Origin of the sequence: Roseibium sp. (genome assembly GCF_965276855.1) — a bacterium.
In the GTDB taxonomy this organism is placed as follows: Bacteria; Pseudomonadota; Alphaproteobacteria; order Rhizobiales; family Stappiaceae; genus Roseibium.
The window spans coordinates 2942823-2956612 of sequence record NZ_OZ255700.1; the positions used below are offsets into that span (position 1 = coordinate 2942823).

The 13790-nt window shown below is 53.7% G+C and carries 12 protein-coding genes and 1 tRNA gene; 7 read left to right on the forward strand and 6 right to left on the reverse strand.

Annotated features, from left to right (window positions below; translation table 11 throughout):
• Positions 1-9: 9 nt before the first annotated feature.
• Complete coding sequence (locus tag ACQY4Z_RS13555; RefSeq protein WP_428522073.1) at positions 10-1575, reverse strand: CHAD domain-containing protein; 1566 nt, start codon at positions 1573-1575, stop codon at positions 10-12.
• A gap of 398 nt (positions 1576-1973) precedes the next feature.
• On the opposite strand from ACQY4Z_RS13555, the gene ACQY4Z_RS13560 reads away from it, so the two are divergent.
• Positions 1974-2058, forward strand: a tRNA-Leu gene (locus ACQY4Z_RS13560).
• A gap of 410 nt (positions 2059-2468) precedes the next feature.
• Here the strand turns inward: ACQY4Z_RS13560 and ACQY4Z_RS13565 are convergent.
• Entirely contained in the window at positions 2469-5258 is a 2790-nt protein-coding gene (locus ACQY4Z_RS13565) for a hypothetical protein (RefSeq protein ID WP_428522075.1), read from the reverse strand.
• A gap of 847 nt (positions 5259-6105) precedes the next feature.
• Here ACQY4Z_RS13565 and ACQY4Z_RS13570 point away from each other — a divergent pair.
• The 5 genes from ACQY4Z_RS13570 to ACQY4Z_RS13590 all read left to right on the forward strand — a co-directional run bounded on the left by ACQY4Z_RS13570 (position 6106) and on the right by ACQY4Z_RS13590 (position 9655).
• Positions 6106-7626: a M10 family metallopeptidase C-terminal domain-containing protein gene (locus tag ACQY4Z_RS13570; RefSeq protein WP_428522077.1), complete on the forward strand. Its 1521-nt coding sequence runs from the start codon at positions 6106-6108 to the stop codon at positions 7624-7626.
• A gap of 151 nt (positions 7627-7777) precedes the next feature.
• Positions 7778-8356 (forward strand): YqaA family protein, encoded by a 579-nt coding sequence (locus ACQY4Z_RS13575; RefSeq protein WP_209180081.1) that lies wholly within the window; start codon positions 7778-7780, stop codon positions 8354-8356.
• A gap of 14 nt (positions 8357-8370) precedes the next feature.
• Entirely contained in the window at positions 8371-8895 is a 525-nt protein-coding gene (locus ACQY4Z_RS13580; RefSeq protein WP_428522079.1) for a disulfide bond formation protein B, read from the forward strand.
• Positions 8892-9149 carry a hypothetical protein gene (locus tag ACQY4Z_RS13585; protein ID WP_133952454.1) on the forward strand — a complete coding sequence of 86 codons (258 nt, stop codon included), beginning with the start codon at positions 8892-8894 and terminating at the stop codon, positions 9147-9149. Before ACQY4Z_RS13580 ends, ACQY4Z_RS13585 begins: the two co-directional genes overlap by 4 nt.
• Positions 9150-9220: 71 nt before the next feature.
• Entirely contained in the window at positions 9221-9655 is a 435-nt protein-coding gene (locus ACQY4Z_RS13590) for a metallopeptidase family protein (RefSeq protein ID WP_133952452.1), read from the forward strand.
• Between the two features lie 34 nt (positions 9656-9689).
• On the opposite strand, the gene ppa is transcribed toward ACQY4Z_RS13590, so the two are convergent.
• Together ppa and ACQY4Z_RS13600 are read right to left on the reverse strand one after the other, a co-directional pair.
• Entirely contained in the window at positions 9690-10229 is a 540-nt protein-coding gene (gene ppa, locus ACQY4Z_RS13595) for an inorganic diphosphatase (RefSeq protein ID WP_133952449.1), read from the reverse strand.
• 152 nt (positions 10230-10381) lie between these two features.
• Positions 10382-10900: a GNAT family N-acetyltransferase gene (locus ACQY4Z_RS13600; protein ID WP_306149728.1), complete on the reverse strand. Its 519-nt coding sequence runs from the start codon at positions 10898-10900 to the stop codon at positions 10382-10384.
• Positions 10901-11417: 517 nt separating this feature from the next.
• Between ACQY4Z_RS13600 and ACQY4Z_RS13605 the strand changes: the two genes are divergently transcribed.
• Positions 11418-11807: a DUF2794 domain-containing protein gene (locus ACQY4Z_RS13605; RefSeq protein ID WP_306149727.1), complete on the forward strand. Its 390-nt coding sequence runs from the start codon at positions 11418-11420 to the stop codon at positions 11805-11807.
• Positions 11808-11960: 153 nt separating this feature from the next.
• On the opposite strand, the gene ACQY4Z_RS13610 is transcribed toward ACQY4Z_RS13605, so the two are convergent.
• Positions 11961-12725, reverse strand: coding sequence for a Bax inhibitor-1/YccA family protein (locus tag ACQY4Z_RS13610; protein ID WP_133952443.1), 765 nt, complete (start codon positions 12723-12725; stop codon positions 11961-11963).
• 169 nt (positions 12726-12894) lie between these two features.
• A complete protein-coding gene (locus tag ACQY4Z_RS13615) occupies positions 12895-13644 on the reverse strand; it encodes a hypothetical protein (RefSeq protein WP_428522083.1) in 750 nt (249 codons plus the stop codon).
• Positions 13645-13790: the final 146 nt, after the last annotated feature.

Sequence of the window (13790 nt, forward strand, 5' to 3'; positions counted from 1 at the left end):
GATGATACTCTACGACCAGAACTTCGGCACATCCTTGGTCGCATCCCAATAACCCCGGGCGTGCTGCCACATGGCTTGGCTCTGGGCTTCATGCCAGCCGATCGTGAATCCGATGGCTTGTCCGGCGGTCAACGCATCCTTGCCGGTCACATTGCTCATTTCGGGAAGGCGTTCTGCCATGGCGACATCATTGAGATAGCCGAAGATATCCTGTAGCCGTTTCATCCGCTTCAGAAGCGGTTTGACCGTATCTTTCGGGTAAAGGCTCCCGAAAAACTCAATGCCATAGCGCAGTTTTTTCATGGCCTTGCGCATCTCGTGACGCTCCGGGATGGTCAACTCGTCCAGACGCTTGCCGTACTTGTTGACCTTTTTCCATTGTTTGGCGAGGGCTTGAGCTGCAAAATCCTCGATTGGCTGCGCCAAGAGGCGGCTTTGGTCAAAGTTTTCCGGATCGAGCCATCCCCGGCCTTCTGTGTAAGCCGCCAGATCCAGCAGGAACGCGTTCACCTCCGCTGATTTCAGATGGGTCACCAGTGCGGTGCGGGTGTCCTTGCCGCGGGATGCATGAAGATCGGCGAGCAGGGCGTCGAAGGAAATGCTTTCCGGTGCTTTGTCCACGACCGGTTCGACGATCTCGTCAATCAGAACATCGAAATCGCGTAAGGCACCGGCTTCGGCCGCGATGGTTCTGGCCAGTTGGTCCAGCGGCGTCATGGTCGCCGGATTAAGGGCTGGCTTGAACAGCCGGAATGCACTGCGGAGCCGGCGCAGGCCAACCCTCAGCTGATGCGGCCCTTCCGGGTCTTCACTGGCGAGAACTGCTAGGCGGTTTTCTGCAATCTGAGTGAGGCAGGAGCGCAGCACATCTCGGAAGGCATGTTCCACGGTGATGCCTTGCTCAAAGACCACGTTTTCAGCAAAGAAGGGAACGGCTTTTCCGTCCGGTTGGCCTTCGGCGAACCGGTAGCCGCGTTCGGCCTTGCTGTAGGGTGAAAAGCGGAACGGCACATCATTTAGAAGCTGTTTGGCAACTTCGAAGAGCGCGGCGCTTGGTCCAGCCTTTAGTTCCATCTCCAGCTCGACCAGCGGATGGCTTTCCGGCCCGGCGAGAATGTTACCCGTGTCGAAGGCAAGTTCGATATGGGCACCGTCGGTTTCCCGCGTCAATTGCCGCGTGGTGCGCTTCATGACCGTTTCAAAGCACTCGGAAACACCGGCGTCGCCGATCGTCTCGACAAGTTTTGCGCGCACGTCAGCATCTTCAATGACAGAAAAATCGAGTGCACGTCCGGAAACGGCATGTTCGGCTTCTACTGGGGAGGACAGGCCACCCATGACACCGGTTCCAAGCTTAGCGGTTTGCACCCAGCTGCGCCCGGATTTACGCACACGCAAGGAGATCTTGGCCTGGCGGAGGGCCTGGTCCGGCGTATCGAAATAGATGGATTGCAGGGTCTTGGTGACCGATCGGGAGGCGGCAAAATCCTTGAGTGCGCCAGACCGCTTGATCTCGTCCTGCGCTGCCGGGTCCAGTTCGAGTTTGAGCTCGATTTCACGTACTGATTTGGTCATGGTGAAGATGTATCGAAAGCCAAAAAGCTTGTCTAGAAAAAGCGCACAATTTGCGCCTTTCTTCGCCGGCAAATTTTCTAGAGTTTTCTCAAGCCGATAACATTGCAGCGTTGACCTGCGCACTGCTGGATTACCTTGAGGCACATAATTGCGGTGCGAGTGCCAGCGTCAGAGCCTATGCTTATGTCTGCCTCCATATCGGATCTCCGCTGAAGCCTATCTTGTGCCCTTTCGCTTCAGATCTAAAGTTCAAACGGTGCACTGATGCCGCTGCCGGGCAGGTTACTGCTGACTTCAGACAGCCTGTCGAAATGATCGTGGATAGTTTGCGGATTTGAGGCGTATCTCTGCTTGCATCGGCACGGGGGCGGTGATATTCACGCACCTCGGTGTCAGTTGCCCCTCTGGCGGAACTGGTAGACGCGCGGGATTCAAAATCCCGTTCCTTCGGGAGTGCCGGTTCGATTCCGGCGGGGGGCACCACTTTTTTCTTTTAGCTTCTATTTCTTGAATAAGCCCGGGTGCCGTTAGGTTGATCTGACTGGATTGCAACAAACAACGGGTTTCGCCGAATCTCTACTCAGTCCTTGCCAAAAATGTATGGGCTAGCTGACAACCTTCTGAAGTGCCGTTCAGCCCCCTCTGGTGCCTTCTCGAGCCATGACGTGTGCAGCATTTTGCTGGTCCTCAACCAAAAAACGAAAAGGCCGGGCTGTGCCCGGCCTTTCCTGTTTGCAGCATCAAGGACCTATCAGAGGATAGATGTTCCATCGCTGAACCGCAGTTGTTTGATACCAATTAGGGTATCGTTGCCCTCATCACCTACAGTGTCCGTGATGGTTTGAAAGAGGCCCGAAAAAATACGGGCCTGTTTCTTGGTTGATGGTTCTACATTACGGCACTACTGGGGCTTCTGTGACCATGTTAATTGACACCACGTTCACGAGATCACCCCCGTCATAAGCAGACAGCTTAATGGTATAGATGCCCTCATCTGTTGGGTCGAACGTTGCAAGCGGATTGTCAGCACCGTCATTGAAGAACTCATAATTCCACGACTGCTGAGCGACGTTGTTTGCATCTATGAGCTGCTGATAAAGATCGGCGTCTATTACGGTTGCGACCCTTGCAGTTTGCCCAGCTCCGTTTCCTGTTGAATTGTCACCAATTGCATGATCAGCGCCCAGGTCGGTGATAATCGGATCGAAGGTCAGGAAGTTGGTGTCGATTGTAGGATCACTATCCAACTCCAACACGTATGTGTAGTCACTGAGTACTTTCCCTGACCCGCCATCAAGGTCAGTGTTTACAGCAAATTCAAAGTTCCAGACCGGTGTGGTCGGAGAATTAGCATCAAAACTAAACCCACCCGGGGCAATTGCCGCATCAAACGTAAAGGTGCCATCGCCATTGGAGTTGTAAATGCCAGCCGGTTGGTTGTTTGAATCAAATCGCAACTTCCCGCGAATCCCAAGCTCAAGGCTGTGGTCGGTATTGTCTACGATGGACGTGGTAAAGCTGCCATTTGCGTTCCCGCTTCCGAAAATAATCTCAGGTGTAACGTCCTGATCGTATCTGGTCAGCGCTTCCAGTTCCAAGTTGTACACTGCATCCGCAAAAACCAGGTTTTCAACGTCCGTCAGCGTATTGACACCGTTGGCGTCCTCGACATGAAAGTTGCCATTCGCTAGCAAATCGGTTGTGTAATCCTGAAAGTTCCCAGAAAAAACGGCAACGTCGATACCGACTCCACCGTTGAGTTGATTGTTTCCATCACCGCCAATCAGGATATCGTTTCCGTCGCCGCCGTTGAGGATATCGTTGCCTTCTTTGCCGTTCAGCTGGTCGCTGGACGACGTCCCGGTAATGGTTGAGTCAACAGTGCCCTGATTGGCAGACTTCTCGCCCTGGAATTCGGCGACAACGTCTGTCGTATTCGGGAACGTGATGCCATATGAAGAGCCGTCGATGTTAGTTTCTGTCACACCATCGATGTTGAACAGTTTCCATGAGGAAACCGCGCCAGAGAGATCCAGACCAGTGATCGACAGTCCATCGAGTTCACCAAAGTTGAAGATCGCAATCGGGTTCTTGTCATACTCGCCGCTGACGGACACACCGTTGAAGACAACAGTTCCAATGTCCGGAGAGCTTGCCGGAGCTGGATTTGCTGAGTTGGGAGCATTCAACCCGCCGATCAATTCGATCGCATTGTCTGGTCGAGACCCAATCACCGGACCTCCGGGGTGACCAACGATATTGATGTTTTCAAATGTGGCATTTCCGTTGAAGCCGAACAACTTGATATGAGCCGTATTCCCGCCGCCATCTCCATTGTCTGAGAGCGTCGAATTACTGACAACCAATGCGCCCATGGCCAGAAGATTTGTCGGGTCCGCATCGTCGGTCGAGAAGATGCCGCGTTCAGTGAACCCATTGATTTCACCATTGGTAAAGGTCAGCGTCCCAATATTTGCGCCCGGAGTGACATCGATACCTCGCGTGCTGGTGCCGTTGCCGACAAGATCCAATCCGTCGAGGGTCACGTCACCGTCCACACCGGTCGCAAAGGTAACCGCCACGCCGGATGCCGGGGCGATGTTGACGTCCCCACCGTTTAACGCTTTGATCGTGATCGCTTTGTCGATGACAAGATTTTCGGCGTATGATCCCGCAGCTACATAGATAGTGTCACCTGCGGTCGCGGCATTAATCGCAGCCTGGATCGAACCGCCATTAACTTCCGCTGCGTCTACAACGGTGACTGTGATTGCCGCCGTTGAAGTATTGCCGCTGGCGTCCTGAGCCTCAACCTCGACCTCATAGACGTTGTTTGAGCCTGCATCCTGAGGGATTTCAAAATCAGGAGCAGCCGCGAACGTCAGGTCACCGGTGTTGGCGTCTATCTGGAAAAGCGCCTGGTCAACGCCACCAACAAGCGAAAACGTCGACGCTTCGTTGGCTATTATCGTGCCTACGTCGGTCTCGTTTTCATTGATCTCGAAGGTTGATGAAGACGTGATCGTGGGTGGAGTAGTATCTGGCGCTCCGCCGCCGCCGACAGGCGCATCTGGATCCGCGGGCGAATCGTCCGGATTATCGCTCGGAGTGCCGCTGTTGTTGGGTTGATCGATCGGGTTGCCGGCGGCGTTTTGCGCGCCAGAACGGCCTTCGTCAAAGCCGAACAGCAGCCAATGCTCAAAACCGCTGGAAAGGGTGCCGTTCGCGACGGCATCAGCAATATCCGGGTTTGCGGCCAAATAGGCGGCTTCATCGAAACCTTCGCTGGTCTGTGAGGCGACGGATGCATTCGGAGACCGGCCTTCGCCGGCACCGTGATTGATGAAATGCAGGAACGGACTGATGCCGGATGCGGCGACGTCCGGGTTTTGTTCCAGATAATAGGTGGGATTGAAGATCGCGTTCGGGCTGCGGCCTTCCGTTTCACCAAACTGGTTGAAGTGGTTGAGCGGATTGATGCCGGCAGCAGCAACGTCCGGGTTTTGTTCCAGATAGAACGACGTGTCGAAGTATGGGTTTGGATCCCTGCCTTCTGAAAAGCCAAATTGATTGAAGTGTTGTTCCGCACTCTCAAATAAACCTGCCTCAATTGCTGCCGCAACGTCAGGATTTTGTGAGAGATAGTACGCAGGATCAAATGATGATGTAATAGAAAAAGCCATAAATACCCCCTACTAGCTTTCGCTTGCGTTTTAATCTCCGAATTAAGCGGGATGGTTGCGCATTGGGAAACCTAAATATTTTATTTAATTTATCAATAGGATTATTAACGTGAAGAAAATCGAAAATTCCCCGGAAATCTATAAGGTAATGAATTTAAAGCAATTAATTCTCATTAGTCTGCGAATTAATTGCTTGTAAAGGTTAACGCGGCGCCTCGATTAAGTCCAGTTTGGAAGTAAAGAATGTCAATTTTATCGGTAAAAGATACAATCCGATTGTTACAATAAAGCCTTATCTTATTACTTGGTTTTAAATGAATATAATTACCCGGCAAAGAAACCTCTATCTTTGGCTGCATAGACTGCCAAAATTCTCCTTTTGAATGCCTATAAAGCTGATGTCCTGAGAGAGGCAATATGAAGCGGAGCTCTTGCTTGCGCTTTGGATTGGTCCGGACGCAACCCGTTTCCCCAATGGTTGTCCGCCGGACGCAATTGCGCGCTCAACGACACGCCAAGACACTGAATTACAGGCAGCGTTGGTATGGCTGGCGATGGTTCTTTTGTTTTTCCGTGGGTCGAAGCCTGGCTAAAAACCTTCATGCCTGTCGGTTTGCTATGCCTAAGCAATCGTAAATGTAAATAACGAAATTTTAGTATTAATTTCAAGTTAATTGCATGTTCAAAAAATATTAATGACGTTCCAACAAACAAAAAATACTAGAATTTCGATTCAATAATTTTTACCACCTGCCGCGCATACTGCCCTCACAAGCAAATAACAAGCTAATGCGTCAAACATTCAAATAAACAGGGGCGGTGTATTCATTTCACCGAATGAAAACCTATGTGCGGACTTTGTCACAGTGCTCTTTGTGACGGGATTGAGCATGCCCAAGACGGTACATTTTCAGCCGCAGCTGCGTCGGGTCCCGGTGGCACCACATCCCTCAACTATATCATCGGGCAGTTGAACCGCGGCGACTACAGCTGGGGCGGCATTGCTGTTGTGACTTATTCTTTCGCCAAGGTCCTCCCAAGCTATGCGAAGGGCCTGGATGAGTACGACGGGTTCAACAGTTTCAACAGCCAGCAAATGGACATGGCGCGACTGGCCCTGGAGGCATGGTCTGATGTCGCCGACATCACTTTTCAGGAGAGCAATTCGTACTTTGCACCGATCCGCTTCTCCAACTCCGATACTTTGGCGGATTACTCCGCGGCGCATGCTTACCTGCCAGGCTTTTCATCTTGGGCAGGAGATGTCTGGGTCAACAGCAACTACGCGTACAACACTGCCCCGGACGTTGGAAACTATGGCTTCAAGGTTCTTGTTCATGAAATCGGCCATGCGATCGGCCAGCCGCATCCGGGCGACTACAACGCTGACGGCGGTAAGCTGAGCTATCAAAACAACGCCGCTTATGCCGAAGACAGCGCCCAGTATTCGATCATGTCATATTGGGATGAGAGCCATACGGGCGCTGATTTCGGCGATGCATATGCCCAGACCCCGATGCTTCACGATATCTTGGCCATCCAAGCAAAGTACGGCGTGAACATGTCGACGCGGACTGATGACACGGTTTATGGCTTCAATTCCAACACAAACTCACCGATCTACGATTTTGGTCTGAATACGACGCCGGTGTTTTCGATCTGGGATGCCGGCGGGACAGACACGATCGATTTCTCAGGATATGTCGTCAACACGGTCATCAATCTCAATGAAGGCGGTTTTTCCAGCGCGGCCGGCCTGACAAACAACATTTCAATCGCTTACGGTGCTGTCATCGAAAACGCAATCGGTGGTGCGGGCGATGATGTGGTCTTTGGCAATCAGTGGGACAACGTGATTGATGCGGGTGCCGGAAGTGATGTGTTCGCTGTTAATCAAAGCCGCACCGCCGCTGACACATACATCTTTGATAATGGCGAGACGATCGTGTTCAGCGCCCACGGGATCGATCGACTCACCAATGTCGAAACCATTGCTTATTCTGATGCCGATCTGCAGGTCTTGGCGCAAACACAGCTGTCAATCCTGGAGTATGCCGCGAGTTATCAGGACATCGAAGCTGCATTCGCCACGGATCAGGACTTGCTCTTTGACCACTTTGTCGAGTTTGGTTTGACCGAGGGCCGCACGATCGATTTCTCTGCGCTCGATTACATTGCCTCGCATCAGGACCTGATCGAGGTCTTCGGGGCAGATGCTGAAGCTGGCGCCCGGCACTACATTGAGTTTGGCCGTGCTGAAAACCGGGAAATCACCTTTGACAGCGCGGCGTTCCTTGAGGCGAACCCGGAGTTGGTTCAGCTTCAGGGGCAGGAGGTCAACGCAGCGAAAATGTTCATAGAGCTGTAATCACCAGACTGGTGCCGCAGTTGGCATTTGTTGAGATCCATAACGCAGCTCGCACCATGTCGGTGCTGGTTTGTTTACCCTTGATTTCGAACCCTTCGCGGACTGAATTTCGTTAGGTGACTTTTTGCGTTGCAACAGGTATGGAGGCGTCATGATCAGACGTCTCTATGACTGGACCCTGTCCCTTGCTGCCGGACCCCGTGCGCCAACTGCGCTCGGTTCGGTTTCGTTTGTCGAAAGCTCGTTCTTTCCGATCCCGCCGGACATCCTGTTGATCCCGATGGTCATCGCCCGGCGCGAGAAGGCCTGGTGGTATGCCCTGCTGTGCACGCTGACCTCTGTGGCCGGTGGTGTATTCGGCTATTTCATCGGAATGTTCCTCTTTGAACAGGTTGCACAGCCTGTGCTCGCCTTTTACGGCAAGCTCCATTACGTCGAGGAGTTCCGCCATATTTTCGCCGAGTGGGGCTGGTGGTTCGTGTTTATCGCAGGTGTGACCCCGTTTCCCTACAAGGTGATTACAGTTGCCTCCGGGGCTGCAGGCCTAAGCCTGCCGATCTTTATTCTTGCAAGCATTGTCTCCCGGGGGATCCGGTTCTTCATCGTCGCCGGGCTTTTGTATTTCTTTGGTCCGCCGATCAAGGACTTTATCGAAAAACGCCTCGGTCTTATGTTCACCCTGTTTGTGGTGCTTCTTGTCGGTGGTTTTGCGGCCCTGAAGTTTATCTAGGCAAAGAGGATCATATGTCCGCTGAAAAACTGGCTCAGTCGGTGACACTTCTTATATTGGCCGGTGGCCTTGTGGTGATTGGAACGGCTTGGGGGTTTCAGCTGATTGGCGGCTATGTTCCCTGCAAGCTGTGCCTGGAACAGCGCGTCCCTTATTACATCGGTCTGCCGATGGCTCTGGTGGCGTTGGGAGCCTTGGTGTCGGGGCGCAAAGGGTTGGCCGCGCTCATGTTGCTGGGTGTTGCGGTTGTGTTCGCATATGGAGCTGGTCTCGGGATCTATCAGGCCGGTGCGGAGTGGCAGTTCTGGGATGGCCCGAATGATTGCGGCGGGGGCACCGCGGCTCCGGCATCTGCTGCCAACATGCTGCAAGCGTTGCAGACGACACGGGTGGTCAGCTGCACGGAAGCCAGCTGGCGGATGCTGGGCCTGTCCTTTGCCGGGTGGAATGCTGTTGCATCTGCCGGGTTGGCCGGACTTGGGCTCCTTGCTGCCGGGATTTTGAAATTCCGGGTTCCCATGGCAAAGTCTCCGGCATGAGCACGTCAAAACACAAGGCCGATCAGGAAAGGCGCGACGAGGCGCTGAGAGCAATCGATCGCGCGCAAGCGGAAAGCGAAACGGTTGTTGGCTCGACCTTTGTTCGCATGGCCGATCGTGCGCGGGACCATATGAGCGCGGCCGATAAGGATGCCGATGACCACATCGAAGTCTGGGGTACGCGCATCGGCCGGTCGCTTGGGTTGATGTTTGCAATTGGTCTGGTGATTTACCTTGCCGTTACCTACCTCTAGGTAATCTTCCAACTGAGTTGGGAGGCTCGCGAAAAAGGAAATACAGCGCTCACTGGAGCCTGGAACAAAATATGGCGTCAATTCATCCAATCAGCCGAAGCCACTGGACCGACCTCAAAGCGCCGGACCTGAAAGACTTTGAGGCAATGGCCAGCGAGACTCTGGCCACCATGCCGGACGATCTGTTGCTTCGCTGTGGCAATTTGCAGATCACACTTGCCGAATATGCACCTGATGATGTTCTCGATGCACTGTCGATCGAAGATCCGCACGATCTGCTTGGATTGTTTGAAGGTGTCGGCTTGGACGAGGGCGAAGAGTTGTCCCATACCGGGCAAATGCCAAATCGTATCTGGCTCTTCCGCCGGCCCATTCTGGATTATTGGGCCGCAATGGACGAAACGCTCGGAGATGTGGTCGCCCATGTGCTTATCCATGAGATCGGTCACCATTTCGGTTTGAGCGATCAGGACATGGAGCGTCTCGAGGCCGCTGCCGACAGGTGATGCGGCGGCAGCCTCAAGGAAATTGGGCCTTAGCTTATTCGGCAGCTTCCGTCTTGGCGCGTTCGATGGATTCCACAATCATGCGTTTTGCAGCTTCTGCACCTTCAACACCCGTCACTTTTACCCATTTGCCAGGCTCCAGATCCTTGTAGTGCTCGAAGAAGTGCTTGACCTGATCGATCGTGATTTGCGGCAGATCGGTAATGTCCGAAACATTATCGTAGCGCTTGGTGATCTTGTGGCTCGGCACCGCAATGATCTTCTCATCCTGGCCGGACTCGTCTTCCATCAGGAGAACGCCAATCGGACGGCAGGTCATGATGGCGCCAGGTACAACAGGGCGCTGGTTGACGACAACCACGTCGATCGGATCGCCATCGCCGCAAAGTGTGTGCGGGACGAAGCCGTAGTTCCCCGGATAACGCATGGGCGTGTAGAGGAAGCGGTCGACATACATCGCGCCTGCTTCTTTATCCATCTCATACTTGATCGGTTCACCGCCAACGGGAACCTCAACAATCACGTTGATGTCTTCCGGCGGGTTTTTGCCAATCGGCACGGCGTCAATACGCATCTGTGAACTCCTGTTGGATCGTTGCGCCGTCTATCGCAATCCGACGGCAGAAGTTCAAGTCTTTAGTTTTGCATTGCACCTAATTGATTAATGGCCCGGAAGTGGCGCAGGCGCGCCAGATCCTTGTCTTGGAAGGCATAACGGTGAAGCTGTCAGAGCGTTTGCCTCGGCCAGATGTAGATGAGCAATTCGAGCCGTCTCCCGCCGATCCGGTGCCATGATTTCCCGGCGATTTGGCCTCCCACCGCACGATAGAACTCCCGGGCAGGCGTGTTGTCGCTGAGCACCTGGACGGCTAGCCCTGAGCCATGTTGCTCGAGGAATGATGCCCGGATGTCTTCAAAAAGCCTGCGGCCGAATCCCAGGCCCTGATATTCCGGTTTGAGATAAAGTTCATATATCTCGCCATCCATGCTGGTATTCGTTAACCGGCACGGGCCAAAGGTGGCATATCCGGCCGGAACATCAGCAACGGATAGGATCTTGATGTTGACGCCGCGCGCCAGAGCTCCGCGCCACCAGTTTTCACCCCGCCTTGAGACCATTCGCTGAAGGTCAAGGCCATGTAACACGCCGCGATAAGCGCCGAGCCAGGCTTCGCTATGGATGCTGGCGAGCGCTTCGCAGTCTGCCGGTCTCGCCGCACGAAGATCAATCAGGTCAAGAGTCATCTTGGGAAAAGAATACTACAAGGCGTTCGCAGGGGAAGCTTGAAACGTTTTCGGTTCGGGAAAACTGCCGGAATTCTTGAGACTGGCCGCCAAAGGTGTCCGGTAATGAAAAGGGCCGGCGTGTTGCCGGCCCTTCAGTTGCCCTGATGTTTGACTCAAAAAATCTGGTCGCTCTACATTCACCACGGGGGGCTGGGGGGCTATTGCATACCGCGGTGCCCGTAGACCGTTCCCATCAAGGTATGATGCTAATATGGGTGTGCTTTTTGGCTGGCCAAGGGCTGGAATGCGGCGAAAACATGAAAATTTTGGTATTCTTTCTTGAAAAGTTGCCCAAGCGTCAGTTTTTGATGTTTTTCGGTCACGATTGATGAATGAAAGCAACAGTTTCTCAGCTTTCTACCGGCCTGCACTTGCAATTCGCGGCGAACCACGACCATCATGACATCTGGATGACATGCGCCAAGCAAATGCTGACGGCAGCGCAAGGTGCAAGGCGGTTCAAGAGGGAGGCGGAATGAGCGAAGCCGATGATAGCGCATCTCAGCACAGCCGGAGCTTGAGCCTCAACGGACCTGGGCATAAAGCTCCTCCCTCCTTACCAGTGGTGTCCTTCAACCGCCGGGAACTCGATGTCATCCTCAGGCTCTATGGCCGCATGGTCGCCGATGGTGAGTGGCGGGACTATGCAATTGACATTCTGAATGACAGGGCTGTTTTCTCAATTTTCCGCCGCGCCTCTGAAATGCCTCTTTATCGCATCGAAAAGGATCCTAAACTTGCGCGGCGGCAGGGCGCATATTCGGTCGTCGCGACTGGTGGCATGATCCTGAAACGTGGCCACGATTTGGCGCAGGTCCTAAGGGTTCTGGAAAAGAAAAAGCATCTTCGGGTCGTCGACGCCTGACACAGGGCGCACGGATCGAAACCCGGAGGGGTCTCCACTTACCCGTTTTTCACGTGCTGACCATCTGAGATTTGGAAGCGACGTCTTTTGTTGGAAGACAACAAAAAGCCCGGCGCGATGGCCGGGCTTTCTACGTTTATGATGGCGCGCAGACTATTCGCGGTTGCCGAAAAGCTGCAGCAGCATCAGGAACATGTTGATGAAGTCGAGGTAGAGACGCAGAGCGCCCATCACGGACTTCTTGGTGGCAACTTCACCGGAGTCGCCCTCGTAGTACATTTCCTTGATCTGCTGCGTGTCGTAGGCAGTCAACCCAGCGAACACCAGAACACCAATCACGGAAATCGCGAACTGAAGTGCGGAAGATCCGAGGAAGATGTTCACCAGGGAGGCGATCACGATACCGATCAGGCCCATGAACAGGAACGAACCCCAAGCGGACAGGTCCTTCTTCGTGGTGTAGCCGAAGATGCTCAGCGCACCGAAGGACGCTGCGGTGATGAAGAACACGCGCGCGATCGATCCGCCGGTATAGACCATGAAGATCGAGGATAGGGATACACCCATCAGGGCGGAGTAGACGAGGAACATCGTCCGAGCGGTTGACGCGCTCATGGACTGGATCCGGAACGAGAGCCAAAGCACCATGCCGAGCGGCGCCAGCATGACCACCCATTTGAGCGGTGAGGCAAAGATGGCGTTGCCGAGCGGTGTCAATCCTACGATCGAGCCGGCGTCGTTGGTCACGACGGACATCATGTAGGTACCGATGGCAAAGAAACCGGTCAGCGCGAGGCCGAACGTCATGTAGTTGTATACGCCCAGCATGTAGGCGCGCAGGCCCTGATCGATGCCGGCCTCGGCACGAGCGCCGGCAACCGAGTAAGCGCCTTGAGATTGGCGATCAAAGGTCGACATGGTCTAAAGTTTCCCCTTCATTCAAAACTTGTGCGCGCAGGGATTCCTGCAGCACAGCTCCCTCAACATATGGGAGAATACGGACCCTAGCACAAGATGACTTTCCTGAAAAAATCGCAATCTTTCTGCTACGGCCCGTAATTCCGACCCTTATGATTAAGAAGGTTACTTATTTCATAGCCTTAAGACGGGATTCGATCTGCCTGTCGCAAGTGCCTTGTGGCCAGCGGAAAATCTCTTCTGCCTTGAAATCCATGACTTCTTTGGTGGTGTCGCGCATGACTTCCGGCGTTACGCCCGGCTTGAACCACTGAAGAACACCATAGTCGCCACCGGCATCTGTGAAAAACGCCAGCGGTTTGCCGTCTTCCATGATGCCGACGCGGCCCACGCGAACATCTTCGACGGTCACATTGCGCGCGTTTCCATCAATGGTCAGCTTGGATTTGGTCAGGCGGAGCTTTTTACCGGCAGATTGCGGTGTCCCGGTCCAGGTGCCGCCGGTCAGCCGGTTGCCCTTGTTTTCTACCGATAGGCAGGAATTCTTGTAGTTCGGGATCGACAAGCGGTTTGCGGAAACCTCAATCGGATCTTTGCCCTTTTCGGAGATGGTGTATTTCATCTCATGTTCACCGGTGCGGTAGACGCGGATGCCGACCGGCGTGAAACCGCTATCTCCGATAGAACGGGTGAAGAAGTCGAATTGGTTGGCGTCATTGGTTCCCGCGCGGCGGTAAAGCCAGCGCTTCGGCAGGCCGTCTTCCCAAACCAGCCAGTCACTGACAACGAGGCCGCGCTTGCCAGCCGGATCATTCAGCTGCCAAACGCCTGTGTGAAACGGGCTTTCAGCTTGAGCGGCCGGCACGGCTGACAGCATGGTCAAAGCCGCAATTGAGGCTGCTAGAGTGGTCTTAAACATGGATTTCAAACGATAGCCCGGCATTTCGGAGTGCCCCTTTAAGAAATAAATCTCTCTTCCGATATCCAAGATAACCGCATGACGCAAGGCGCGCCGGATGCAATCCGGCGCACATTTGCGGTATGTTTGATGGAATTTTTCTGACG

Bases quoted from the DNA above. Each gene is read 5' to 3' on its own strand.
- ACQY4Z_RS13555 (WP_428522073.1), bottom strand. From the start codon at position 1,575: ATGACCAAATCAGTACGTGAAATCGAGCTCAAACTCGAACTGGACCCG.
- ACQY4Z_RS13565 (WP_428522075.1), bottom strand. From the start codon at position 5,258: ATGGCTTTTTCTATTACATCATCATTTGATCCTGCGTACTATCTCTCA.
- ACQY4Z_RS13570 (WP_428522077.1), top strand. From the start codon at position 6,106: ATGTGCGGACTTTGTCACAGTGCTCTTTGTGACGGGATTGAGCATGCC.
- ACQY4Z_RS13575 (WP_209180081.1), top strand. From the start codon at position 7,778: ATGATCAGACGTCTCTATGACTGGACCCTGTCCCTTGCTGCCGGACCC.
- ACQY4Z_RS13580 (WP_428522079.1), top strand. From the start codon at position 8,371: ATGTCCGCTGAAAAACTGGCTCAGTCGGTGACACTTCTTATATTGGCC.
- ACQY4Z_RS13585 (WP_133952454.1), top strand. From the start codon at position 8,892: ATGAGCACGTCAAAACACAAGGCCGATCAGGAAAGGCGCGACGAGGCG.
- ACQY4Z_RS13590 (WP_133952452.1), top strand. From the start codon at position 9,221: ATGGCGTCAATTCATCCAATCAGCCGAAGCCACTGGACCGACCTCAAA.
- ppa (WP_133952449.1), bottom strand. From the start codon at position 10,229: ATGCGTATTGACGCCGTGCCGATTGGCAAAAACCCGCCGGAAGACATC.
- ACQY4Z_RS13600 (WP_306149728.1), bottom strand. From the start codon at position 10,900: ATGACTCTTGACCTGATTGATCTTCGTGCGGCGAGACCGGCAGACTGC.
- ACQY4Z_RS13605 (WP_306149727.1), top strand. From the start codon at position 11,418: ATGAGCGAAGCCGATGATAGCGCATCTCAGCACAGCCGGAGCTTGAGC.
- ACQY4Z_RS13610 (WP_133952443.1), bottom strand. From the start codon at position 12,725: ATGTCGACCTTTGATCGCCAATCTCAAGGCGCTTACTCGGTTGCCGGC.
- ACQY4Z_RS13615 (WP_428522083.1), bottom strand. From the start codon at position 13,644: ATGTTTAAGACCACTCTAGCAGCCTCAATTGCGGCTTTGACCATGCTG.